This is a genomic window from Abiotrophia sp., assembly GCF_057275535.1.
Genome location: NZ_DBHIRJ010000003.1, coordinates 155,686 through 180,401, shown reverse-complemented (window position 1 = coordinate 180,401; position 24,716 = coordinate 155,686). Strand labels below are relative to the sequence as shown.

Here is a 24,716-nt window from a genome sequence, read left to right as displayed (position 1 = left end):
GTAGAATGAAGGGGGCTTTTTTGCTATAATGGATTGTAGCTATCATTTTAGTGAAGGAGGACATCTTAATGGCTTTATTCGGCAAGCAACGTTTAGGGATTGACCTAGGGACCGCTAATACCATCATTTACATTGAGAATAAGGGCATTGCGTTAAGAGAACCTTCTATTATCGCAATCAATTCAGAAAACAAAGAAGTCGTGGCTTATGGCAAGGAAGCAGCGGCTTTAGTTGGGCGTACGTCCGACAAATATGAAACCATTCATCCCATCCAAGATGGGGTCATCGCAGATTTTTCCTTGACCAAACAACTCTTGGCTTTCTTCATCAAGAAGGCCCTCCACCGCAGTCTGTCTAAGCCTGAGGTGGTCATTTCAGTGCCTAGCAATATTTCCAAGGTTGAGCGCCGTGCCGTTGTGGACGCCCTCAAGGACCTAGGAATTGGCCGGGCCATGATTATCGATGAGTCTTTCTCGGCAGCCGTAGGGGCTAATTTGCCAATCTATGAACCACGTGGCCATCTCCTAGTCGATATTGGCGCGGGGACTACCAATATTGCCCTGATTTCCTATGGCGAAGTGGTCAAATCCTTAACCTCACGCGCAGCAGGCAATGCTATGAACCAAGCCATTAAGGAATTAGTGCGGACCCATTATCACTTGGTGATTGGGGACCAGGCAGCTGAAGACTTGAAGCTATCCATTGGCAATGCCGCTTATGCTGATTATGACAAAGAAGATACCCTGGTCGTCAAAGGCCGTAATTCGGGCACAGGTCTTCCTGACAGCAAGGAAGTGACTGCAGCCGTTGTGGCCCAAGGCCTAGATGAAGTCATTCGCCAAATTGCGACCGGCATCCGCCAGGTCCTAGAAGTGACGCCGCCTGAATTGGCTGCGGACATTAGCGAGAATGGTATTGTCTTAACCGGGGGCGCAGCCCTCTTGAAACGCCTGCCTGAGCGCTTGCATGATAGCGTGGGCGTACCCGTTCACTTGAGTCAGCAGCCCATTGATGCTGTAGCCATTGGTGCGGGCAAAATGCTTAAGACCATGACCGACCAAGCCAAAGAAAAAGAACGGAACGCACGTTAGGCAGAAAAGGAGATATACTTGAATGTTAAATAATAAGAAATTAATCTGGATACTCCTGTCTGCCATCGCAGTAGTATCCGTGGTCGCATATACCATGATTAATGGGGCCAACAATGCGGTGACCAGTGCTATTAATGATGCGACCGCCTGGGGTGGCCGTCTCTTTTCTGAGCCGGTTTCCATGGTTGTGCGCTTCGTGGATTCAGTTGATAACTTGATTAACACCCATGAAGAAAACCAACACTTAAAAGAAAAAATCGACAAGATTTACGAACTCCAAGTACGGGTAGCCGATTTAGAGGCTGAAAACGGCAAGATGAAGCAAGAGCTTAATTTGACCGAGTCCTTGTCTGAATATACCACTGTTCATGCGACCGTTATTGCTCGTAACCCAGATCAATGGATGGAGAGCCTGGTCATCAACGTAGGGGCTAACGAAGGAATCCAGAAGAATATGTCGGTTATGTCAGGTAACGGCTTGATTGGCCGCATTATCGAAGTCAACCCAACCAGCTCTAAGGTCCTACTCCTGTCCAATGAACAATCCAATGACGGTAAGGTAGCGGCTAGCATTCAGATTAAGTCTGGTTCAGCCAACGGCATTATCTCGGGCTATGACCGCAAGACTAAGGAATACTTGATGACTCAAGTGGATCCTACTGTCTCAGTAGCTGCAGGGGACTTGGTTCAGACCTCTGGTTTAGGGGGCGTGACGCCGTCTTCACTCTTAATCGGGGAAGTAACCGAAGCCAAGATGGATGACTACGGTCTCTTCCAAACGGTTCGGATCAAGCCAGCCGGTGAAATGACAGATATCCGCTTTGTGACGGTGATTAAGCGTCAGGGACGGAGTGAGTAAGTATGAAGGTAACTAGAGAACGCAAATTACGTTGGTTTATCCCGCTAGTCTTCTTCTTCTCCATTATCATCGATTCCGCCTTGCCAGCTATCTTCCCAGCTGAGTTTTTGGCTGATAGTCAGCGGATTGTCAGTCACCTTATGCTCTATTGGGTCATCACCTTTGCTTTCTATTTCCGTGAGCGTGAAGTCCTCCTCTATAGCCTCTTGTTTGGGGTGGTTGCAGATAGCTATAACACGACCATCATTGGGGTTTTCGCCTTTGGCTATTGGTTCATCGCCTATTGTGTGACCCGAATTAAACGTTACCTACCTAAGCGTGGGCTGGTGCATTTTATGCTCTTTATCGTCTTAATCAGTCTCTTGGACTTTGCTATCTTTGTCTTCTATCGGGAGACAGGCTATACCCAGGTGACCTTGAGTCGCTTTATCATGGAGAACTTGGTACCGACCTTGATTTTCAATACGGTCCTATCCTTTGTCCTCTATTTCCCAACCCGGTCTATTCTGACTTGGTTAGGTTACGAGAATTACTATATCGTTTAAAACTGACTCCGTGCTTAGCGCGGAGTTTTTTTGATGAGCGAATATAGTCAAATGTTTTGACTAACTATTGTCTTATATGCTAAGCTAGTCATAAGGTAAATTGAAGGAGGAGGGTGACCATGACAAAATCACCACTAGATCGCCGCTATATACGGCTCTGGGACCAACAAGTGTGTCTCTTTGAATGCTATGCCCGCCGGGTGGGCCTCCAAGGTAAGAGTCTGGTCATCTTGCTCTGGCTCTATCACTCGACAAATGGCTGCTCTCAAGGTTATCTGGCCGAGAAGACCCAGTCCACCAAACAGGTAGTCCACGCTACTATTAAGAGCTGGCTAGCCAAGGGTTATGTCAGCCTATGTTCAAACACGAAAGACAAGCGGCAGAAGAAGGTGTGCCTGACGCCAGAGGGTTTGGCCTTTGCTGAGCCTATTATCAGCCGCCTAGATGCCATGGAGGAGGCGGCAATGGCAGATTTTTCGGAGCAAGAATTGGACCAACTGGTTGCCTTAAGCGCACGCTATGTGACCGCCTTAGAGGCTCAAATGAAGGAGATGACCTTATGATAAAATTTGAAGCAGTGAGTAAAGAATTTGACGGGGCGCGCGCCCTGGATAATTTGACTTTTGAGATTGAAGCAGGGGAGTTTTTCATCTTAGTTGGTAAAAGTGGGAGTGGCAAGACCACCACGCTTAAGATGATTAACCGCCTAATTGAGCCGAGTCAGGGCAAAATCTATCGGAATAATCAAGCCATTAAAGACCTTGACCTTAGAAGCTTGCGCCTGGATACAGGTTATGTCCTCCAGCAGGGGGCGCTCTTTCCAAATTTAACGGTGGAAGAGAATATCGAACTCATCCCTGAAATGAATAAATGGCCCAAGGCCAAGCGCCAGCAAGCCGTCCAGGACTTAATGACTAAGGTAGGCTTGGCGCCAGACAAATATAAGGACCGTTATCCAAGTCAACTGTCAGGTGGGGAACAGCAGCGGGTAGGCATCCTGCGAGCTATCATCTCTCAGCCTCAATTGCTTTTAATGGATGAACCCTTTAGTGCCTTAGACCCCCTTTCTAAGACCCAGCTCCAGGATTTAATCAAGCAATTGCACCAAGAATTAGGCCTGACTATCGTTTTCGTCACCCATGATATGCAGGAAGCTCTTAAATTAGGGGACCGGATTTGCGTCATGCACGAAGGACAGATTCTGCAAATGGCGGCTCCTGCCACTATTCTAGCAGAACCAGCCAATGAGACAGTCGCCCAATTCTTTAAGGGAGGTGAGCAGCATGCATAACTTAGTAGAGGTCTTTATTAATCGTTTTGGTGATTGGCAGACGGCTATTTGGCAACATCTGCAAATATCCCTAGCAGCTCTCTTGCTAGCCATTTTGATTGCTGTACCACTCTCCATTATTCTGGTTAACTATCGTCGTTTGGCGTCTTGGATGCTGCAGTTAACGGGGATTGTGCAGACAATTCCCTCACTGGCAATCTTGGGCTTACTGATTCCCTTTATTGGGATTGGAACCCTGCCGGCCATTGTGACCCTAGTGGTTTACGGGCTCTTTCCAATTGTGCAAAATACCATCACTGCCTTCTGGGAGTTAGACCCTCAATTGGAAGAGGCAGCGACAGCATTTGGTATGACGCGCTGGGAAAAACTACGTAAGTATCAGCTTGCTCTGGCTATGCCGGTCATGATGTCTGGTATTCGGACGGCCGCCGTCATGATTATCGGGACTGCCACTTTGGCGGCCTTGATTGGGGCAGGGGGCTTGGGTAGCCTCATTCTGCTAGGGATTGACCGACATGATTCAGCCTTAATCTTGATTGGGGCTATTAGCTCGGCCTTCTTGGCAGTCGTCATTAGCTTACTTTTGGGCGCTCTGACAAAGCGGCGTCCTAAGACCTTGCTTTTAAGCTTCTTAACAACAGCGATCTTAGTGGTGGCAAGCTTTGCCCAACCTTATTTGCTGCCAATGGGTAACAACAAGTTGATTATTGCGGGTAAATTAGGGGCAGAACCTGACATCTTGATTCATCTCTATAAGGAGTTAATTGAACAGGATAGTCACCTGCAAGTCGAAGTTAAGCCAAACTTTGGTAAGACCTCCTTCCTCTATGAAGCCCTTAAGGCCGGCAGTATCGATATCTATCCTGAATTCTCCGGGACCATTACGGCGTCACTTTTAAGCAATCCACCGCAGGTGACCAATGACCAGGAAGCCGTCTATGAGGCAGCGCGGGATGGCATTTACCAACAGGACAAGCTCGTTTATCTCAAGCCTATGGCTTACCAAAATACCTATGCCATCGCGGTCAAAGAAGCCTATGCCATGGAGCATGGCTTAGAGACCATATCGGACTTGAAGAAGGTAGAATCGACAGCTCGCACTGGTTTTTCCTTAGAGTTTAATGACCGTCCTGATGGTAAAAAAGGGCTAGAGTCCCTATATGGTCTAAATCTTAACATTCAAACCATGGAACCGGCCTTACGTTATCAGGCGCTAGAACTGGATAAGCTGGATATCATCGAAGTGTATTCGACGGATAGTCAGATTATCAAGTATGGCCTCAAGCTCTTGCAAGATGACAAACACCTCTTCCCACCATACCAAGGGGCGCCACTCTTACGGGAGGAAACCCTCAAGCAACATCCTGAGTTAGAGGGCATCCTCAACAAGCTCCATAAGAAGATTACGGCAACCGAGATGGCTACCATGAACTATCAAGTTGACGTGGAAGGCAAATCAGCCAAGGAAGTGGCCCATGACTTCTTATTACGCCAAGGCCTACTTAAGTAGGGGGAAAAACTAGAAGATGTGGACTTGGACTTTTCTAAGAAGTCACTTCTAGCAGTTGACTTTGCTAGCGGGATGGTCTATAATATGACTGTTGTTTATGTGTAGCACCACATCTGCAACCGCGCAAGTTGAGTCTAAGTGCCATTTGGCCACTTAACATGGCGAGTCTAAGTGCAGGGGACAACCCCGAAAGAAAAATAAAGGAGGTGCTTGAATGTACGCAATTATCAAAACAGGCGGAAAGCAAGTAAAAGTAGAAGTAGGTCAAACAATCTTCGTTGAAAAACTCAACGCAGAAGCAGGCGAAACTGTTACCTTTGACCAAGTAGTCTTAGTAGGTGGCGAATCAACTAAAGTTGGGACTCCATTAGTAGAAGGCGCTTCTGTAGTGGCTAAAGTTGAAAAACAAGGCCGTGCTAAGAAAGTCGTGACTTTCAAATACAAACGTCGTAAAGACACTCACCGCAAACAAGGTCACCGTCAACCTTACACTAAATTAGTTGTTGAAGCGATCAACGCTTAATTCTTATGATTAAGATCAAAGGCCAAGTGGATACTAAAGGCGGTATACGTCAACTTGAACTGTCCGGTCATGCCGGTGCAGGGGAGTATGGCGAGGATATTGTCTGTGCGGCAGTATCAAGCCAGGTTATCTCAGTAGAGAATTCACTTGAACGATTAGTCGGGTTGCCCTACGACGTCCAAGTCGATGAGGTAGCAGGTGGCTACTTGAAGCTGACGGTTCCGGCTTGTTCTAACAAGCAACAGGAGCATGATGCGCAAGTCTTATTGCGTCATTTGGTGTATGCTTTGGAAGTCCTTGCTGACAATTATCCAGAGTTTATACACTTGAAGATTAACCAAGCAAAATAGGAGGTGCTCGAGAATGTTGAAATTAAACTTACAATTATTCGCCCACAAAAAAGGGGGGGGTTCGACTTCTAACGGTCGTGACTCTCGTGCAAAACGTTTAGGTGCTAAAGCAGCTGACGGCCAAACCATCACTGGTGGTTCTATCTTATACCGTCAACGCGGTACTAAAATCCACCCAGGGGTAAACGTTGGTAAAGGTGGCGACGACACATTGTTCGCATTAGTGGACGGCGTGGTACGTTTCGAACGTAAAGGTCGCGACAAGAAACAAGTTTCTGTCTACCCAGTAGCAGTTGAAGCTTAATGATGAGAGAGGTTAGGACCTAGTCCTAGCCTCTTTTTTGCTTCTTATTAAGTGTAAAATCTGGCTCTATGCCCATTTGCCGGGCTTTTGAGTAGCTATGGGTTTCTTCATGCTCAGTCCTATGGTATAATATGTGTACTATGTAGGGAGGCCTATCACAGCATGCAAAAAGCAAAGCATCCGAATCATGCCAAGCAGTCAGGACAGCACTTCTTGGCCCAGATTCGTTATAACTTCAGCCGTATGGATTGGTGGATACTCTTGATTGTCGGTCTATTGAGTGTCTATAGCCTGATTATGGTCTATAGTTCAACACAATATTTATTAGAAAATGGGGCAACAGTTCCCACGCCCTTGCACTATCTTAGCCGTCAAATGTTTGGGATTGGCTTAGGGCTAGCGGTATCGGCAGTAGCTATTTGCCTGCCTTATCGACTCTATATTGAGCCTTTCTGGCTCTTTGTAGCCAATGGCCTGATTGCCTTCTTAATATTACTGACGCGTTTTATCGGGGTTGCCGGTGGTGGGGCCAAGAGTTGGCTCAGCTTCATGGGCTTGAACTTCCAACCAGGTGAGTTGGCTAAGATTGGTTTAATTCTCTTGATGGGCATTCTTTGTGTCAAGTCAAGACGTGAAGTGCTACTAACTAAAGAACGTTGGTTTGCCAATATGGACTATGAATCTGTCATTTCCATCGGTTTGATGCTCTTGGATTTAGTCCTCATTTTCGCCCAGCCTGATATGGGGATGTTTATGATTATTTCAGCTACCTTATTGCTAGTAGCCTTAGCCTTAATCATGAATAGCAAGACCCAGAAAGGTGTTTTATTAGCACTTGCATTAGTAGGTGTCGGGCTTATCACCTGGATTTATACCAATGCGGATAAGCTAGCGACCAGTGACCATTATCAATTACGGCGTTTTGGTTCCTTTGTTAACCCCTTTAAGTATGCCAAGGCAGCGGGTTACCAATTAGTTAACGCCTATATTGCTATCAGCCGTGGTGGCCTCTTTGGTCGGGGGATTGGGCGTTCCCTGACCAAACAAGAAGGCTTGCCAGCGGGTCATACGGACTATATTTTGGCGGTGATTGGGGAAGAGTCAGGCCTAGTGGGCCTAGTCGTGGTAGTCTTACTACTATCGTTCTTAATTTTCCTTTGCTTCCGTTGGGCGGCCAAGAGTCAAGATACTTTCCGACGCGCCGTCTTCACCGGGGTTGGCTGTCTGCTCTTAGTTCAATCAAGCCTCAATATCGGCGGGGTATCTGGCCTAGTGCCCTTGACCGGGGTTACCTTACCCTTTGTCTCCTATGGGGGGACCAGTATGGTCTTGACCATGATGTTGGTCGGGGTCTTACAAGTCATGATTATTGAAGAAAAGCGGGTCTTAGAAGCGCAAGTCTCGCAAGTAAAGGAGAACTATCATGGAATTTAAGATGGTCAAGCGTAAAGAGCTCATTGTCTGGCTCTATTCCTTGAAACAAGTCAAGAACATTCGAAAATATGGTCATGTCCACTATATTAGTGATCGTCTACGCTATGTGGTGCTCTACGTTAATGCCAATCAAGTAGACCAAGTGACCCAGCAACTCAGTCGCCTACACTTCGTACGTAAGGTGGAAGGTTCCATGCGCGATGACATCGACATGACCTTTAAGGATGCTATTCCTAACCGCAAGGACCCAGATCTCAAGCCAGAGAGCGAGAAGGGCAACTTGGCCGGCCAACACAAGGATAATTTCTTATCTGATTTGGCCTCTTCGCTCGATAAGAACGAGGCGGCCGCTGAGAGTGGGGCGCCAGCATGAGAGTAGTTGCAGGACGTTATGGCAGTCGTCCACTTAAGCCTGTTCCAGGTCTCAACACGCGGCCTACTACCGACAAAATTAAGGAAGCCATCTTCTCATCTTTGGGTGGCTTTTTTGATGGCGGCCTTTGCCTGGATTTCTATGGGGGGAGTGGAGCTCTAGCTATTGAAGCGGTCTCTCGCGGTATGGACCGCGCGGTCATGACGGAAAAGTACCGTCCGGCCTTGCAGACTATTAAGCAAAATATCGCCATGACCAAGGAAGAAGACCGCTTCACGGTTTTAGCTGGAGACAATCGCAAGAGTCTTCAAAGCCTAAAAGTCTCAGAAGCAGACTTGGTTTTTGACCTAGTCTTATTGGATCCACCTTATGCCAAGCAGAAACTGGTAGAGGATATGGAATGGTTGCTAGCCCAAGACTTAATTGGCACAGAGACGACCCTTGTCTGCGAGACCGATGATGTGACGGACTTGCCGGAAGTTATTGCAGGCTATCAACGCTATCAACACAAACGCTATGGACAAACCCAGATTCATTTTTACGGGATGCCAGAAGCGGATTAAGGAGGAAGGCCTATGGCCGACAGACAAGAAACCGTGGCCCTCTTTGCAGGGAGTTTTGATCCCATTACCTTGGGACATGTGGATTTGATTGAACGGGCTAGTCGCCTTTTCAATCGTCTCTATGTGGTGGTGGGAGTGAATGCCCTCAAACAGCCACTCTTCAGCTTAGAAGAGCGCTTAGGTCATTTGCAGGCTTGCTTGGGTCATTTACCTAATGTGTCAATCCAGGTGCTAGAAGGCCAACTCATGGCCGACCTAGCCAAAGAACTTGGGGCCACTTGCCTAGTGCGCGGTCTGCGCCATTCAGGGGATTATGTCTATGAATTACCCATTGCCCAAGCCAATCGGGGCCTCAATCCTGACATGGAGACTATTTTCCTTCAAGCCCAGCCAGCCTATCAGCACATTAGCTCTAGCCTGGTCAAGGAAATTGCCAGCTATGGCGGCGATTTGACCAGTTTGGTGCCTGCTAACCTTCTTGGTCCGCTCCAGTCTAAGTATCAAAGTAAAGAAAGCGACTGAATCTAGGGATTCAGCGCTTTTTTTCTAATGGGCGCAATGACGCCTTTTTCCTTTATTTTAGGGCTAAGGATTGGTAAAATAAAAGAGATGTCAAAAGAGAAAGAGGGAGACCATGAAGCTATTATTTGTTGGCGATATTGTGGGCACTGCGGGTATGGAGGCCTTAACTAGCTATCTGCCTTATCTTAAGCAAACCCACCGGCCCCAAGTAACCATCGTCAATGCGGAGAATGCCGCCGATGGCCGAGGCTTGACCGAGAAACTCTACAAGCAAATTTTAAGCCTAGGTGTAGAAGCTATTACCCTGGGTAACCACGCCTTTGATAACCGGGACCTCTATCACTTCATCGAAGGAGCCAAGCCTTTGGTCCGTCCGGCTAACTTGCCAGCCGCTACGCCAGGCAAGGGCATCCATTATGTGCGCTATAACCAACATCAAGTGGCGGTCATAAATGTCCTGGGCACTGTCTTTATGAACCCAGTCACCAGTCCCTTTCTCATGATTGATGAACTAGTAGATCAGGCCCGTAAGCAAACGCCTTTTATCTTTGTAGATTGCCATGCGGAAGCGACTAGCGAAAAGTTGGCCCTGGCCCATTATTTAGATGGCCGTGTTTCGGCTGTCGTCGGGACCCATACCCATGTTCAAACCAACGATGCCAAGGTCTTAGCGGGAGGCACTGCCAGTCTGACTGACGTTGGCATGACAGGAGCTCAAGACAGTATCCTGGGCTTTACGGCCAAGGAAGTCATTCAGCGCTTCACCAGTCAGTTGCCAACACGCCTAGTTCAAGAAAGCAAGGGGCCATTGGTGCTCAGTGCCTGTCTGATTGATTTAGATGATAAGACAGGGCTTGCTAAGTCCATTGTTCCCATTCAGGTGACCCAGGAGTCCCTAAGCAAATACTATTAAGAAGGGAGGACACCCTCCGTGGCTGCAGAAGCTAAAATGACGCCCATGATGGCGCAGTATCATGAAATTAAAGCCCAATATCCGGATGCCTTCCTTTTCTATCGTTTGGGGGACTTCTATGAGATGTTCTTCGACGATGCCCTTAAGGCTGCCAAGATACTGGAAATTACCTTGACCTCTCGCAATAAGAAGGCTGACAATCCCATTCCCATGTGTGGGGTCCCTTATCACTCCGCCAAAGACTATATCAAACGTTTGATTGAGTCGGGGAATAAGGTGGCCATCTGCGAGCAGGTGGAAGATCCTAAATTAACCAAGGGCATGGTAAAACGGGAAGTGGTTCAAGTCATTACGCCTGGGACCCTAATTGAAGAAGAAGCCCTTGAGGTCAAGGAGAATAACTACTTGGTAGCCTTGCGCCAGGAAGGTCAGACCTTCTACCTGGCGGCCATTGATGTCTCCACTGGGGAAATCAAAGTCACCCAGACACCAAGACAAGCCCAGCTCTTTAGCGAGCTCTATGCCCTCAAACCAAGCGAGATAGTAGTCGATAGCAGTCTGGATACCGAGCTCAAAGACCAAATTATCCAGCAATTGGCTATTTATCTGTCTAGCTTTGACCTGACCGACCAGACGGAAGTAGGGACCCAGTGGGTGCTAGACCAAGCCAGCCCTCAAGAAGCCAGCCTCTTGAATCTCCTGCTAGCTTATCTTTACAGCATTCAAAAACAAGCTCTAGGTCATTTGCAGCCTGTTGTCCGTTATGCCTTAGCTGACTATCTGCAGATGAATCATTTTGCTAAAAGTCAGTTGGAATTAACCAAGTCTCTGAGAACGGGGCGTAAGAAAGGTAGCCTGCTCTGGCTGATTGACCACACCAAGACGGCCATGGGTGGCCGCATGCTGCATCAGTGGCTGGAAAAGCCCCTGATTGATGAAGGCCTTTTGCGCCAGCGCCACCAACAGGTCGCCCAACTCATGTCGGCCTATTTTGAACGCTTGGACTTAATTGCGGCCTTTGAGACTGTCTATGACTTAGAACGTCTGGTGACGCGGATTAGTCTGGGGACTGCCAATGCCCGTGACGTGGACCATCTGCGCCAATCCCTTGGTCAGATTCCGCATATTAACCGGATTTTAGACGGACTCAATGCTAGCCAGAATCAGGTGCTATTTGAGCGCTTGCCGGATTTTCGGGAGCTCTATCAGCTCATTGACACAGTTTTAGCGGATGAACCACCAATATCAGTGACCGAAGGCAATATCATTCGGCCGGGCTACCATGAGGAATTGGACCAATACCGGGATGCCTTGGCTAATGGCCACCAATGGTTAGCAGAATTGCAACAACGTGAACGCGATAGAACAGGGCTTAAAACCCTCAAAGTTGGCTACAACAAGGTTTTTGGCTATTACATTGAAATGAGCCGCCTTCAATCAGCTAACTTTGATGATCCGCGCTATATCCGTAAGCAAACCCTCAGTAATGCGGAGCGTTTCATTACGGAGGAACTCAAGCAACTTGAGACCACCATCCTGGGTGCCCAAGAAAAGGCCACCCAGTTAGAATACCAACTCTTTACCGAACTACGCCAAGCCATTGCGGCTTATACAAGCCACTTACAGGCCTTGGCTAGCCAGATTGCCAGCCTAGATGTCTTGGCTAACTTTGCCAGTCTAAGTGAGCGGGAAGATTACTGCCAGCCGGAATTGGTGGCAGAAGCCAAGCATTTCCAACTGGAGGCTAGTCGCCATCCAGCCTTAGAAAAATTAATCGGTAAGGCTGCTTTTGTGCCTAATGACTTTGTCCTCTTACCAGACCAGCCTCTGCTGCTTTTAACAGGTCCTAACATGTCAGGGAAGAGTACCTATATGCGGCAGATTGCCTTCTGCGTCATTCTCAACCAGATTGGTTGTTTTGTGCCAGCCAAGTCGGCCAAGCTGCCAATTGTCGATAAGATTTTCACTCGTATTGGGGCTTCTGATGATATTTCCAGTGGTCAGTCGACCTTCATGGTGGAAATGATGGAAACCAACGTGGCCTTGCGTGAAGCAACACCACGTTCGCTCCTGCTCTTCGATGAGATTGGGCGGGGGACTGCCACCTTCGATGGTATGGCCCTTGCCGAAGCCATTCTTTATTATCTGGCTCAAGAAGTGCAAGCCGCTACCGTCTTTTCAACCCACTACCATGAATTGACTGATTTATCGACTAAATTACCAGTTTTACGCAATATTCATGTGGGTGCCACCGAGCAAAATGGCCAAGTGGTCTTCCTACATAAGATTTTGGAAGGGGCTGCTGATAAGAGTTACGGGATTCATGTCGCCAAACTAGCAGGCCTGCCACAATCTCTATTGGTTCAAAGCCAGGAAGTCTTGCAGGAATTGGAGTCTAACAGCCAATGGCTGAGACGCCAAGAACCAGAAAGTGGCGGCCAGCTTTCGCTCTTCGACCTACCGGCGCCCAAGCCGTCGCCTAAGGTTCTGAGAGAAGACCAAGAGCGAGTGCTCAAGCAATTGGCTGATTTGGACATTAACCAATTAACACCACTCCAGGCCTTAGAAGCCCTAGCAGACATGCAAGATCAATTAAAGTAAGTTCTAAGAAGTTATTGAAAGGAGGGATTTCATGGGCAAAATTCAACAAATGCCAGAAGCCTTAGCCAACCAGATAGCGGCCGGTGAAGTCGTAGAACGTCCCGCTTCGGTCGTTAAGGAGCTTGTGGAAAATGCCATTGACGCAGGCGCCCAGACCATTCGGGTGGAACTGAGGGAAGCAGGAATTCAGCAAGTTAAGGTCATTGACGACGGGGAAGGCATGGATGCTGAAGATTTGGCCAAGGCTTTCCTACCTCACGCCACCAGCAAGCTCTATGATGTCCATGACCTCTTTCAAATCAAATCACTGGGTTTCCGGGGTGAAGCCCTAGCCAGTATTGGGTCTGTCGCCAAGGTCCGGGTAGAATCCATGCAGGCCGGAGCTAAAGCTGGTCACTATATTGAGATTGCCGGTTCTCAGGTGCAAGCCCAGGGCATGACCAGTGCCCGCAAGGGAACGACCTTGACCGTAGATAGTCTCTTCTATAACACGCCAGCCCGTCTTAAGCATTTGAGTAGTCTGAAGACGGAGCTCAAGCACAGCTTGAACTTTATTCAGGATATCGCCATGGCCTATCCCGACATTCGCTTCCACTTGGTAAATGACGGCCAAACTATCTTCCAGTCCTTCGGGACAGGAGACTTGCGCCAGACCATTGCTAATGTCTATCAACCGGCGCTAGCTCGTCAGCTCATAGCCTTAGAGGCGGAGAATCTGGACTTCAAGATTCGAGGCTATATCTCGCCACCTCAGTTGACCCGGACTTCCAAGCACTATATCCACTGGATGATCAATGGCCGGGCTGTTCGTTCCTATGCCTTGACTGAGCTCTTGCTACGAGCCTATGGGCGCCAACTTATGATTGGCCGCTATCCTTTGGCCGTCATTGCCATTGACTTAGATCCTCGTCTAGTAGATGTCAATGTTCATCCAACCAAGCAAACCGTTCGGCTCAGCAAGGAAAGCGAACTAGGTCAATTGCTGACCCAGGCGGTGGTGGAGAGTCTAGCCAGTCTCAATCCTGTGCCCAATGCCCAGGTTCAAGAACTGGCAGGTGGCCGACCCTTCCATCAACCAGAGCAAGCCAGCCCTCAAGGTCCTCTAGCAAGCCAAGTCATGCCTTTAGATTTGGACGGTAAGGGGAGCGAGTCGACATTTGACTCAGCTTATGATGAAGATGATAACTTAAGGACTAGCCAAGCAAGCCGACCAAGTCAGCCAGCTCAATCAGTACCAGTCAGCCAGGTGGCTGAAAACCTAGCGCCTGATTGGCAAGATAGCCAAGTGGAGCCAGTAAGCAAGTTTGAGGATTCAGAGCCTAGTCCTAGTCATCCGCTTGAAGCTGGGCCAGCGTCTGTTGACAGCCAAGAACCAAGTCAATCAAGTGTTAGTCAGGACTTACGTCCATCCTTTGGTCACTTACGCTATGTCGGCCAAATTCATGGCACTTATTTGATTGCGGAAAGTCCAGAAGGCTTCTACCTGATTGACCAACATGCGGCCCAAGAGCGGATTCGCTATGAGGCCTTTATGAAGCAGGAAATGGATACCAAGACCCAGCAAACCCTCTTGTTACCTTATCTCTTCCACTTTAGCCCAGCTGAGCTAGCAGGATTAGACCAAGTCTTACCAAGACTGGCACAACTTGGCATTGTCTTAGAAGCCTTTGGCCCTAAGACCTATCAATTGGCTTCTTATCCAACCTGGTTGAAGGCCCATGAGGTAGAACAGACGGTTCGAGATCTGACCGAACGCTTGGTCAAGCAACCAGATTTAAGTATTAACCAGATTAAGGAAGCAGCCCTGATTATGCAGTCCTGCCGAGGCGCAATTAAGGCCAACCACTACCTAGACGACAGTCAGGCTAGCTACCTCATTCAGGCCTTGGATGGTTTGGATGATCCATTCCACTGTCCACATGGCCGGCCAGTCTTTGTCCAAATTACCGACAAGACCCTGGAAAAACTATTCAAACGGATTCAAGATCCACACCAAGGAGGTCACCAATTATGAGTCAAGAAAAGTATCAAGAAGCCATCAAGGGCTTGAATGAAATTCAATATAAAGTAACCCAAGAAAATGCCACCGAACGTCCTTTTAGTGGTCAGTACGATGATTTTTATGAGAAGGGCATCTACGTGGATATTGTCAGTGGCGAGCCGCTCTTCTCAAGTGCCGCCAAGTATGATGCGGGCTGTGGCTGGCCAGCTTTCTCTAAGCCAATCCAAGCCTCTGAAATTGTCGAAAAAGAAGATGCCTCTCTGGCTCGGGTGCGGACAGAAGTGCGCTCTGCCAAGGCAGACTCCCATCTAGGCCATGTCTTTGGGGACGGACCTAAGGAACTAGGTGGCTTACGCTACTGCATCAATTCAGCAGCCCTACGCTTCATCCCTTACGAAGAAATGGATGCTGCCGGCTATGGCGACTATAAACAATACGTGGAGTAATAATAATGTATGAATTTATCCAAGGGGAGCTGGTCCAAATCCAGCCCCTTTATCTTGTAATTAGCGCAAATGGTGTGGGCTATCGCCTGATGTGTGCAAATCCCTACCGTTGGCAGGGGGAATTGCACCAGCAAGTCCTCTGTCCAGTGGAATTAGTGGTCCGGGAAGACGCTATGACTCTCTATGGTTTCCGTGATTACCAGGAGAAGCAACTCTTCAATACCTTGCTTAAGGTATCGGGTATCGGTCCTAAGAGTGCCTTATCCATCTTGGCCTTGGACGACCATGCGGGCTTAATTCAAGCCATTGATTCAGGGGACTCTACCTACCTGACCAAGTTCCCAGGTGTGGGTAAGAAGACCGCTCAACAAATGATCTTAGACTTAGGTGGCAATCTGGATTTCCAAGCTCATGCCCAAACGCAAGCAGTGGCTCCAGTCAGCCAACAACATTTAGAAGAAGCCCTAGAAGCCTTGGCTGGCTTAGGTTATTCGGCTAAGGAAATCAAGAGGGTTGAAAAGCCACTACAAGAAGCTGGCCTGTCTTCAACTCAGGAAATGCTGAGTGCAGCCTTCAAGTTATTAAGAAAGTAGAGGAGGGGCGACCATGTCTCATGATGAACGTATGCTGTCGGGTAACTGGCAGCCGGAAGACGAGGGTAACCTACTCAGTCTGCGGCCAAGTCGCCTGTCTGAATACATTGGTCAGTCCAAAATCAAAGACGAAATAGCCATCTATATCCAAGCAGCTAAGCAAAGGGAAGAGGCCTTGGACCATGTCTTGCTTTATGGGCCACCAGGTCTAGGTAAGACCACCATGGCCATGGTCATCGCCAATGAGATGGGGGTGGGGCTCCACACGACCAGTGGGCCCGCTATTGAGCGGTCGGGTGATTTATTGGCCTTGCTAAACGAATTAAGCCCAGGCGATATTCTCTTCATTGATGAAATCCATCGTCTGCCTCGGGTCATCGAAGAAGTCCTTTATTCGGCCATGGAAGATTATTTTGTCGATATTATTATTGGCCAGGGACCTTCGGCTCACCCAGTCCACTTTGAGTTGCCGCCTTTTACCTTGATTGGGGCGACCACACGGGCGGGTTCCCTGTCCAAGCCTTTGCGGGATCGCTTCGGTATTGTCTCCCACATGCAATTCTATACACCGGATGAATTGGCTCTGATTGTAGAACGGTCTGCCGATGTCTTCGAAACGCGGATTGATTCTGAGGGGGCGCGGGAAATCTCCTTGCGCAGCCGGGGGACACCACGTATTGCCAACCGTATTCTCAAACGGGTGCGCGACTTTGCCCAAGTTAAGGGCCAGGGCGTGGTCGACTTAAGGATGGCCCAAACCGCCTTAGAAGTCCTGGAAATCGACCAATATGGCTTGGATGCTATCGACCGTAAGATTCTCAGCTGTCTGATTGAGTTTTATGGTGGCGGGCCAGTAGGGCTTAATACCTTGGCCGTCAATATTGGTGAAGATACCGAAACCCTGGAAGATATGTACGAACCTTATTTGGTTCAGAATGGCTTCATTCAGCGGACCCCGCGGGGCAGACAGGCGACTGCCTTGGCCTATGAGCACCTAGGCTATGCCTATTCCAACCCAGATGATAGAGAGAAAGTAGAGTAAAGCTAGAAATGTTAACAACTAAAGATTTTGATTATCACTTACCAGAGCGCCTTATCGCCCAAACGCCATTGGCGGATCGGGCAGCTTCACGCTTATTGGTGTTGGACCGCCAAACGGGCCAAAAGCAGGATTTGCACTTTGACCAAATTATTAATTTTCTCAATCCAGGCGATGCCTTAGTGGTCAATGAGACCCGGGTTATTCCAGCCCGTCTCTTCGGTATCAAGCCGGAGACTGGTGGGCACTTGGAAGTTTTACTTCTTAACAACACCCAGGGCAATCAATGGGAATGTTTGATTAAGCCTGCTCGCCGCGCCAAGACAGGGACCCAGATTGTCTTTGGCGAGGATGGTCGCCTGACTGCCACTGTCGTTTCTGAAGGGGACCATGGGGGGCGGATTATTGAATTTTCCTATGAGGGGGTTTTCCTAGAAATCCTAGAATTCCTGGGTCAAATGCCCCTGCCACCATATATTAAGGAACGTCTAGAGGACGCAGATCGTTACCAGACCGTCTATGCTAAGGAAAATGGTTCCGCGGCTGCTCCAACAGCAGGGCTTCACTTTACCGATGAATTGTTAGAGGCAATCAAGGCCAAGGGAGTGGAAATTATTCCCCTAGTCCTACATGTGGGCTTGGGCACCTTCCGTCCAGTCTCAGCCGATAGCATTGAAGATCATGAAATGCATGCCGAATATTATCAACTGAGTCAAGCCTCAGCTGACGCCATTCAGGCCGTTCAGGCGCGTGGTGGCAAGATTTTTGCAGTAGGGACTACTAGTGTCCGCACCCTGGAGACCATCGCCGCTAAATTTGATGGTCAAGTTCGAGCAGATTCTGGCTGGACTCAGATTTTTATCTCGCCGGGCTTTGAATTTAAGGTAGTTGATCACTTGATTACCAACTTCCATTTGCCATGTTCTACCTTGGTCATGCTGGTATCAGCCTTCTATAATCGGGAGGCAGTCCTAGCAGCCTATGAGCATGCGGTGGAGGCAGAGTATCGCTTCTTCAGCTTTGGTGATTCCATGTTAATTCTATAAAAATAAGCGTCTCCCTGGGGAGACGCTTTTATATTACGGCAAGCAAAAAAGGCTAGGATAAAATAGTCCTAACCTTAGGAATGGTCACATTGTAAATGTTGGCTGCCCCAGTCCTTCATAGCGCTAATGATGGCCACTAGACTCTGGCCTGTATCCGTCAGGCAGTAGGTGGAGCTAACTTGATTGGCTTGCGATTCCTTGTGATTGATAATCAAGCCATTGGCTTCTAGAAGCGCTAATTGTTGCTTGAGCATTTTGGGGCTGGCGCCATCCAATTCCTTGTGGAGCTGGCCAAAGCGCTGAGGGCCCTGGCTGAGGATTTCAATGATGCGGGGCACCCATTTCTTGCCTAGGAGAAGGGCCAAGGCTTCGCTGGCACATTCCGTCTTAATTTCAGAATCTGGCGTATAGTAGACTACTTGCGACATGGCGACCTCCTTACATGATAGAATTAGCGGTTAATGAATGACAGGATGACTGAGCCGACTAGGGTGCCGACCATCAAGAGCACCATGAGAATGGCTGTAACGCGGACCAGCAGGTCCATCTTGCTTTTTTTCTTTTTAGGGGCGGACGGGTAGTTCCGCTCATGCAATGACGACATTAGGACGCCTCCTTTTGTAATTTCAGCCCTAATTTTACCCCAAAGACTGGTGACTTTCAATCCCTTTGACCTATAAGCAGAATTTATCAGCTATTTCTGGCTCATATTAAGCGCAAAGCTTTAATCGTAGGTCCATTTATGCTAAAATAAGACCGTTAAAAGTAAAAAGACAAATTGGAGGAATTGGATCAATGACTAAGCAACAAATTGGTGTCGTTGGTATGGCCGTGATGGGTCGTAACATTGCCTTAAATATTGAAAGCCGTGGCTACAGTGTCTCACTCTATAACCGTACTGGCTCTAAAACGACTGAGGTTTTGGAACAAAACCCAGGTAAGAACTTAGTAGGGACCTACACAGTAGAAGAATTCGTCAACAGCCTTGAATCGCCACGTAAGATTCTTCTTATGGTTCAAGCTGGCCGAGGAACGGACGCTACCATCGACGCACTCTTGCCACACTTAGACAAGGGTGACATTGTCATTGATGGTGGGAACACCTTCTTCAAGGATACCATTCGCCGTAGCGAACGCTTGGCCGAATTAGGCATTAACTTTGTCGGGACTGGGGTTTCCGGTGGTGAAGAGGGTGCCTTACATGGTCCTTCTATCATGCCGGGTGGGCCTCAATCAGCCTATGAATTAGTGGCGCCAATCTTGCGCGATATTTCAGCAAAAGCACCAGAAGATGGTGAGCCATGTGTGACCTACATTGGCGAAAATGGTGCGGGTCACTATGTTAAGATGGTTCACAACGGGATTGAGTATGGTGACATGCAGTTAATCGCAGAGTCATACGACCTCTTACACCGCGTCCTTGGTTTGTCTGCGGCTGAGATTTCTCAAATCTTTGGCGAGTGGAACAAGGGTGAGTTGGACAGCTTCCTCATGGAAATCTCAACTCAAATCCTGGCAACCGTCGACCCAGCAACTGGCAAGCCAATGGTAGATGTGATCATGGACCGGGCAGGTAACAAGGGGACAGGTAAGTGGACTTCTCAATCAGCCTTAGACTTAGGGGAGCCATTGTCTCTGATTACGGAATCTGTCTTCGCCCGTTACATCTCAACCTTCAAGGAAGAACGTGTGGCTGCCAGCCAAGTCATTCCTGGGGTAGACTTCCAAGCTAACCTATCGGAAGCAGATAAAAAAGACATCATTGAAGCTGTGCGTCAAGCCCTCTACTTCTCTAAGATTGTCAGCTATGCGCAAGGTTTCGCTCAAATGAAGGCAGCGAGCCAAGAATACGGCTGGACCCTCAACTATGGCGAAATTGCCAAAATCTTCCGTGCAGGCTGTATCATCCGTGCTAAATTCTTGCAAAAGATTACCGATGCCTACAGCAAGAACCCTGATTTAGACAACCTCATGTTGGATGACTACTTCCTCAATATCTTAGGTAGCAACCAAGCAGCAGTACGTCGCGTGGTGACCTTAGCTATTCAAGCAGGGATTCCAGTGCCAACCTTCTCAAGTGCTTTGGCCTACTATGATTCCTACCGTTCACCAGTCTTACCAGCTAACCTAATCCAAGCGCAACGCGACCTCTTCGGGGCTCACACCTATCAACGCGTAGACCGCCCAGGGACCTTCCACTTCCACTGGAACCAAGGTCGTGAGGAGCAATTAGAAGACTAAAATAGTCTAGCCAAGTCCATAGGACTGTGATACAATACCAACTAGAATATGCAGTAAGCAGGAGAGAGTAGTCTGTCCTAACCTCAGACAGCGAGCCGGGATGCTGAGAGCCGGTAGAGGTCAACAGATGAAGCGCACTCTTGGATACTATTTAGGTGAAGGGCAGAGGCCTGCTAGCCTAAGTCGGAGCCCACTCCGTTATCAAGTATAAGGGTTGCCGCCAGTCTGCCGGCGACTGAAGTAGAGTGGTACCGCGTATTAATTAGTCACTAATTCGCCTCTAGATTTCCCTTCGGGATATCTGGAGGCTTTTTTCAAATTTTCCATCTCATCAAACAATAGGAGGCACACAATGAATCAAAAAACAGCCGTCGTGTCAGCCCTCAGCCCAGTCTTGGCTGAGCACCTGACCGAGCAAGCAATTGAACAGTTAATTGAAGTTCCAAGTCATGCTGAGCATGGTGACTTGGCCTTTCCTGTATTCCAACTGGCTAAGGTCTTCCGCAAGGCCCCTCAAGCCATCGCCCAAGAAGTAGCAGAGCAAGTAGACGCCAGCAAGTTTGATAAGGTAGTTGCCATGGGTCCTTATGTCAACTTCTTCCTCAAACGGGGTGCGGTGGTCAATGAAACCTTGCACGCTGTCCTAGAAGGGGGCGCTAGCTACGGCCAGTCAGACCTAGGTCAAGGCCGTAACGTCGTCATCGACATGTCCTCACCTAACATCGCCAAGCCAATGTCGATGGGCCATTTGCGTTCAACGGTTATTGGTAACTCCATTTCGCTTATCTTGGCTAAATTAGGTTACCAACCAGTTCGCGTCAATCATTTGGGTGACTGGGGGACTCAATTCGGTAAGTTGATTGTGGCTTACCAAGGCTGGGGTGACGAAGCCACTGTTAAGGCCGACCCAGTCAAAGAATTGGTTAAGCTCTATGTTGATTTCCACGAAAAAGCTGAAACCCAACCTGAATTAGAAGACCAGGCGCGGGCTATCTTCAAGCGCTTGGAAGATGGCGACCCAGAAATGTTAGCCCTCTGGCAATGGTTCCGTGAAGAGTCCCTCAAGGAATTCCAAAAAGTCTATGACCTCTTAGAAGTTGAGTTCGACTCCTATAATGGGGAAGCCTTCTACAACGACAAGATGGATGAAATCGTGGAGCTCCTTGAAGAAAAAGGCCTCTTATCGGTTGATAATGGTGCTACCTTGGTTCACTTGGAAGATGAGACGCTGCCACCTGCTTTGATTAAGAAATCAGACGGTTCGACCCTCTACCTGACACGTGACTTGGCGACTGCCTACTACCGTAAGCGGACCTATGACTTTGCTAAGAACCTCTATGTCATGGGGAGCGAGCAAAGTGTTCACTTCAAGCAACTTCAAACCGTCCTAGAGATGATGGGCAATGAGTGGGCAAAAGATATGGCCCATGTGCCATTTGGCTTGATTACCTTGAATGGGAAGAAGCTGTCTACCCGTAAAGGTAAGATTGTCCTCTTGGAAGAAGTGCTTAAGGAAGCGATTAGCCTAGCTCGTCAACAAATTGAGCTCAAGAACCCAGGTTTGGAAAACAAGGACCAAGTTGCTCGTCAAGTAGGGGTAGGGGCCGTTGTCTTCCATGACCTCAAGACAGAGCGGATGAATAGCTTCGACTTCAACCTGGAAGAAATCGTCCAATTTGAAGGGGAAACTGGACCATATGTTCAATACACCCACGCCCGTTCTCGCAGCATCTTGTCCAAGTACGGGCAAGAAGTCGACTTGTCAGCTGAATTTGACCTATCGGATGACTATGCTTGGGAAGTAGCTAAGAAATTAGCAGACTATCCACGCATTATCCGTCAGGCGGGTGACCGTTACGAGCCATCCGTCGTGGCCAAGTATTTAGTACAGTTGGCACAATTATTCAATAAATATTATGCTAATAGTCGCATCTTAGACCAAGATGCCGGCACTGCTTCCCGGATTGCCCTGGTAGCAGCTGTGGCTCAAGTCCTCAAGGATGGACTCCATCTCTTAGGCCTTCACGCGCCAGACAAAATGTAAGCAAAGTAAAAGGGGCGCCAGTCGCCTCTTTTTGCTCAGAAAGGATGACAAGATGTTAAGCTATTGCCTCTATGACCATGCCTTAGGTCAGCTTCCAGTCGTTGCCCATCAAGGGCATCTAGTCTATATTGGCGCCTTTGGCGAGTCTCTGGCGGACTGTCAAGCTGACTTAGATCCCAAAGGTCGCTACCAATGGCAGGAGCAGGAGCTGCCTGAGATTTGCCTAGCCTTGGATCAGTATTTTAGTGGTCAAGCCCCCCTAGAATTAGCCTATGACTTTATTAAGGGAACCGACTTTCAGCAGGCAGTTTGGCGGGCCTTGGCTCAGATTCCCTATGGTCAGACTTGTTCCTATAAGGAATTAGCACAAGCCCTGGGCAGGCCTAAGGCGGTGCGGGCCGTTGCCAATGCAGTGGGCCAGAATCCCCTTAGCATTCTCCTGCCTTGTCACCGGGTCTTGGCTCACGATGGCAGTCTGGGAGGCTATCGTGGTGGATTAGACATGAAGACCTATCTCTTGAACTTAGAAGGGACTGGGCCTAAGAAATAAATGAGTCCAGCTAAAAGTCCAGAAGCTAGCCGCTTTTGGGCTTTTTCTGTTTTGAGCCCATAGAGTGTGTATATTTTGGCACTGATTATGCAAAAATATAGGACCTAAAGGCTGGTTTTGTGCTATAATGAAGCTAACTGTAAATAGAAAGAAGTGATACCATGAAATTTTCAGAATTGGAGTATCAGCGTCCTGATCTAGACCTTCTGAAAGAAGATTTTTTTAATCAAATTTCACTGATTGAAAAGGCAGAAGAGGCGGAAGTTGCCCTCAAAGCCACCAAACATATTCAAGAAATCCAAAATACTTTAGGGACCTTATCAACCTTGGTAAGCATCCGTAACAGCATCAATACCAAGGATAGCTTCTACGAAGAAGAAACAGCCTTCTGGGACGAGCATTTTCCAATTATTGGTGAATGGGATACGGCTTATTACCGGGCGGTCTTAGGCTCTAAGTGGCGGAGTGAATTAGAAAACTACCTACCAGAGACCTTCTTCCCAATGGCTGAGAACAGCCTCAAGGTCTTTAGTCCTGAGATTATTCCTTTACTGCAACAAGAGAACAAGCTCAGCACCGAATACAGCAAGCTTCAAGCTTCTGCTGAGATTGAGTTCCAAGGTCAAACCTACAACTTGCCAGGTATGGCTAAGTTTGCCCAAGATCCAGACCGGGAGGTCCGTCGTCAAGCTTCTGAATTGGTCAGCGCCTTCTATAATGACCATGAAGCTGAATTTGACCGTATTTATGATCAATTAGTCAAGGTTCGCGACCAAATCGCTAAGACCTTGGGCTTCAAGGACTTCGTTGAAGTAGGTTACTTGCGCATGAACCGCTTAGACTATAACCGTCAACAAGTAGAAGTTTATCGCCAAGAAATCTTGGAGCACGTGGTGCCTGTGGTAAACAAACTCTACCAACGTCAAGCAGATCGTTTAGGCTTAGAAAGTCTCAAACCTTACGACTTGGAGTATAAATTCAAGACTGGTAATGCCATGCCTCAAGGGACGCCAGAAGAAATTTTGGCCGCTGGGGTTAAGATGTACCATGAACTTTCGCCAGAAACAGGTGAGTTTATTGACTTTATGGTTGATCGCGAGCTCTTAGACTTGGTAACCAAACCAGGTAAGGCTAGCGGGGGTTACTGTACCTACTTGCCAGATTATGAAGCACCATTTATATTCTCTAACTTCAATGGGACGGCTGCTGACGTCGATGTCTTGACCCACGAAGCAGGGCACGCCTTCCAAGTCTTCCAATCCCGTTGGATTCAAACGCCAGAATGCGTCTGGCCAACCTTTGAATCTTGTGAGATTCACTCTATGTCCATGGAATTCCTGGCTTGGCCTTGGATGGAACTCTTCTTCGGCTCACAAACCCTCAAATACAAGTTTACCCACTTATCTGGTGGCTTAATCTTCCTACCTTACGGTGTCTTAGTGGACCACTTCCAACATGAAGTCTACGAACATCCTGAAATGACTCCTGCTGAGCGCCGTGCAACATGGCGTCGTTTGGAGCGTCAATATGTGCCTTGGAAACAGTATGAAGCAGATTCCTTCTTAGATCGTGGGGGCTTCTGGTTCCGTCAGGGCCACATTTTTGCCAGCCCATTTTATTACATCGACTATACCTTGGCTCAAGTCTGCGCCTTCCAATTCTGGAAACGAAGCCAGATTGACGATGATCCAAGTGTATGGACTGATTACCTCAACATCTGCCGGACCGGTGGGACCAAGTCCTTCCTCAAGATTGTGGCGGAAGCCAATCTTAAATCACCATTTGAACCAGGTAGCCTAGTCGAAACGGTTCAAGCCATTGAACAATATCTAGACGATATTCCGGAATCAGCTTTCCAAGCCTAGTCGCTAGAAAG

At 48.3% G+C, this 24,716-nt stretch carries 26 protein-coding genes and 1 other annotated feature; of the genes, 24 read left to right on the top strand and 2 right to left on the bottom strand.

The window, feature by feature from the left end:
• The first annotated feature begins 68 nt into the window (after positions 1-68).
• From mreB to queA, 20 genes are all read left to right on the top strand, one after another.
• Positions 69-1,091 (top strand): rod shape-determining protein MreB, encoded by a 1,023-nt coding sequence (gene mreB / locus ACO53F_RS03490; protein ID WP_485137323.1) that lies wholly within the window; start codon positions 69-71, stop codon positions 1,089-1,091.
• A gap of 22 nt (positions 1,092-1,113) precedes the next feature.
• Positions 1,114-1,950: a rod shape-determining protein MreC gene (mreC, locus tag ACO53F_RS03485; RefSeq protein ID WP_023391938.1), complete on the top strand. Its 837-nt coding sequence runs from the start codon at positions 1,114-1,116 to the stop codon at positions 1,948-1,950.
• A gap of 2 nt (positions 1,951-1,952) precedes the next feature.
• Complete coding sequence (gene mreD, locus ACO53F_RS03480) at positions 1,953-2,495, top strand: rod shape-determining protein MreD (protein ID WP_298076872.1); 543 nt, start codon at positions 1,953-1,955, stop codon at positions 2,493-2,495.
• Positions 2,496-2,614: 119 nt separating this feature from the next.
• Complete coding sequence (locus ACO53F_RS03475) at positions 2,615-3,058, top strand: MarR family winged helix-turn-helix transcriptional regulator (RefSeq protein ID WP_485137322.1); 444 nt, start codon at positions 2,615-2,617, stop codon at positions 3,056-3,058.
• Positions 3,055-3,786, top strand: a complete 732-nt coding sequence (locus ACO53F_RS03470; protein ID WP_485137321.1) for an ABC transporter ATP-binding protein — start codon at positions 3,055-3,057, stop codon at positions 3,784-3,786. The genes ACO53F_RS03475 and ACO53F_RS03470 overlap by 4 nt, the downstream gene beginning before the upstream one ends.
• Positions 3,779-5,296, top strand: a complete 1,518-nt coding sequence (locus tag ACO53F_RS03465) for an ABC transporter permease/substrate-binding protein (protein WP_485137320.1) — start codon at positions 3,779-3,781, stop codon at positions 5,294-5,296. Before ACO53F_RS03470 ends, ACO53F_RS03465 begins: the two co-directional genes overlap by 8 nt.
• A gap of 107 nt (positions 5,297-5,403) precedes the next feature.
• Positions 5,404-5,475, top strand: a sequence feature (ribosomal protein L21 leader region).
• A gap of 35 nt (positions 5,476-5,510) precedes the next feature.
• Positions 5,511-5,819, top strand: coding sequence for a 50S ribosomal protein L21 (gene rplU, locus ACO53F_RS03460; protein WP_023391944.1), 309 nt, complete (start codon positions 5,511-5,513; stop codon positions 5,817-5,819).
• Between the two features lie 5 nt (positions 5,820-5,824).
• On the top strand, positions 5,825-6,169 hold the full coding sequence (locus ACO53F_RS03455; RefSeq protein ID WP_485137319.1) for a ribosomal-processing cysteine protease Prp: 345 nt from the start codon (positions 5,825-5,827) through the stop codon (positions 6,167-6,169).
• Between the two features lie 13 nt (positions 6,170-6,182).
• Positions 6,183-6,473 carry a 50S ribosomal protein L27 gene (gene rpmA, locus ACO53F_RS03450; protein ID WP_070755088.1) on the top strand — a complete coding sequence of 97 codons (291 nt, stop codon included), beginning with the start codon at positions 6,183-6,185 and terminating at the stop codon, positions 6,471-6,473.
• A 162-nt stretch (positions 6,474-6,635) separates the two neighbouring features.
• Positions 6,636-7,907, top strand: coding sequence for an FtsW/RodA/SpoVE family cell cycle protein (locus tag ACO53F_RS03445; protein WP_485137318.1), 1,272 nt, complete (start codon positions 6,636-6,638; stop codon positions 7,905-7,907).
• Positions 7,897-8,280, top strand: a complete 384-nt coding sequence (locus ACO53F_RS03440; RefSeq protein ID WP_485137317.1) for a YlbG family protein — start codon at positions 7,897-7,899, stop codon at positions 8,278-8,280. Before ACO53F_RS03445 ends, ACO53F_RS03440 begins: the two co-directional genes overlap by 11 nt.
• Positions 8,277-8,843, top strand: a complete 567-nt coding sequence (rsmD, locus tag ACO53F_RS03435; RefSeq protein WP_485137316.1) for a 16S rRNA (guanine(966)-N(2))-methyltransferase RsmD — start codon at positions 8,277-8,279, stop codon at positions 8,841-8,843. Before ACO53F_RS03440 ends, rsmD begins: the two co-directional genes overlap by 4 nt.
• A 12-nt stretch (positions 8,844-8,855) precedes the next feature.
• The gene (gene coaD, locus ACO53F_RS03430; protein ID WP_485137315.1) at positions 8,856-9,365 is read left to right on the top strand and encodes a pantetheine-phosphate adenylyltransferase; all 510 of its coding nucleotides are present in this window, start codon (positions 8,856-8,858) and stop codon (positions 9,363-9,365) included.
• A 112-nt stretch (positions 9,366-9,477) separates the two neighbouring features.
• The gene (locus ACO53F_RS03425; protein ID WP_485137314.1) at positions 9,478-10,278 is read left to right on the top strand and encodes a TIGR00282 family metallophosphoesterase; all 801 of its coding nucleotides are present in this window, start codon (positions 9,478-9,480) and stop codon (positions 10,276-10,278) included.
• An 18-nt stretch (positions 10,279-10,296) separates the two neighbouring features.
• On the top strand, positions 10,297-12,879 hold the full coding sequence (mutS, locus tag ACO53F_RS03420; protein WP_485137313.1) for a DNA mismatch repair protein MutS: 2,583 nt from the start codon (positions 10,297-10,299) through the stop codon (positions 12,877-12,879).
• A gap of 31 nt (positions 12,880-12,910) precedes the next feature.
• Positions 12,911-14,893: a DNA mismatch repair endonuclease MutL gene (gene mutL, locus ACO53F_RS03415; RefSeq protein WP_485137312.1), complete on the top strand. Its 1,983-nt coding sequence runs from the start codon at positions 12,911-12,913 to the stop codon at positions 14,891-14,893.
• Positions 14,890-15,327, top strand: a complete 438-nt coding sequence (gene msrB / locus ACO53F_RS03410) for a peptide-methionine (R)-S-oxide reductase MsrB (protein ID WP_485137311.1) — start codon at positions 14,890-14,892, stop codon at positions 15,325-15,327. Before mutL ends, msrB begins: the two co-directional genes overlap by 4 nt.
• Positions 15,328-15,332: 5 nt before the next feature.
• A complete protein-coding gene (gene ruvA / locus ACO53F_RS03405) occupies positions 15,333-15,920 on the top strand; it encodes a Holliday junction branch migration protein RuvA (protein WP_485137310.1) in 588 nt (195 codons plus the stop codon).
• 13 nt (positions 15,921-15,933) lie between these two features.
• Positions 15,934-16,962: a Holliday junction branch migration DNA helicase RuvB gene (gene ruvB, locus ACO53F_RS03400; protein WP_291453904.1), complete on the top strand. Its 1,029-nt coding sequence runs from the start codon at positions 15,934-15,936 to the stop codon at positions 16,960-16,962.
• 8 nt (positions 16,963-16,970) lie between these two features.
• Positions 16,971-18,005, top strand: a complete 1,035-nt coding sequence (queA, locus tag ACO53F_RS03395; protein WP_485137309.1) for a tRNA preQ1(34) S-adenosylmethionine ribosyltransferase-isomerase QueA — start codon at positions 16,971-16,973, stop codon at positions 18,003-18,005.
• 74 nt (positions 18,006-18,079) lie between these two features.
• Here the strand turns inward: queA and ACO53F_RS03390 are convergent, their stop codons facing one another.
• Complete coding sequence (locus ACO53F_RS03390) at positions 18,080-18,433, bottom strand: winged helix-turn-helix transcriptional regulator (RefSeq protein WP_291427665.1); 354 nt, start codon at positions 18,431-18,433, stop codon at positions 18,080-18,082.
• Between the two features lie 23 nt (positions 18,434-18,456).
• Positions 18,457-18,609, bottom strand: a complete 153-nt coding sequence (locus tag ACO53F_RS03385) for a DUF4044 domain-containing protein (protein WP_143227627.1) — start codon at positions 18,607-18,609, stop codon at positions 18,457-18,459.
• A gap of 191 nt (positions 18,610-18,800) precedes the next feature.
• Between ACO53F_RS03385 and gndA the strand changes: the two genes are divergently transcribed.
• From gndA to ACO53F_RS03365, 4 genes are all read left to right on the top strand, one after another.
• Positions 18,801-20,246, top strand: coding sequence for an NADP-dependent phosphogluconate dehydrogenase (gene gndA, locus ACO53F_RS03380; RefSeq protein WP_070755075.1), 1,446 nt, complete (start codon positions 18,801-18,803; stop codon positions 20,244-20,246).
• A 352-nt stretch (positions 20,247-20,598) separates the two neighbouring features.
• On the top strand, positions 20,599-22,290 hold the full coding sequence (gene argS, locus ACO53F_RS03375) for an arginine--tRNA ligase (protein WP_485137308.1): 1,692 nt from the start codon (positions 20,599-20,601) through the stop codon (positions 22,288-22,290).
• Between the two features lie 52 nt (positions 22,291-22,342).
• Positions 22,343-22,840: a methylated-DNA--[protein]-cysteine S-methyltransferase gene (locus tag ACO53F_RS03370; RefSeq protein ID WP_485137307.1), complete on the top strand. Its 498-nt coding sequence runs from the start codon at positions 22,343-22,345 to the stop codon at positions 22,838-22,840.
• A gap of 161 nt (positions 22,841-23,001) precedes the next feature.
• Positions 23,002-24,705, top strand: coding sequence for a M3 family oligoendopeptidase (locus ACO53F_RS03365; protein WP_485137306.1), 1,704 nt, complete (start codon positions 23,002-23,004; stop codon positions 24,703-24,705).
• Positions 24,706-24,716 lie beyond the last annotated feature (11 nt).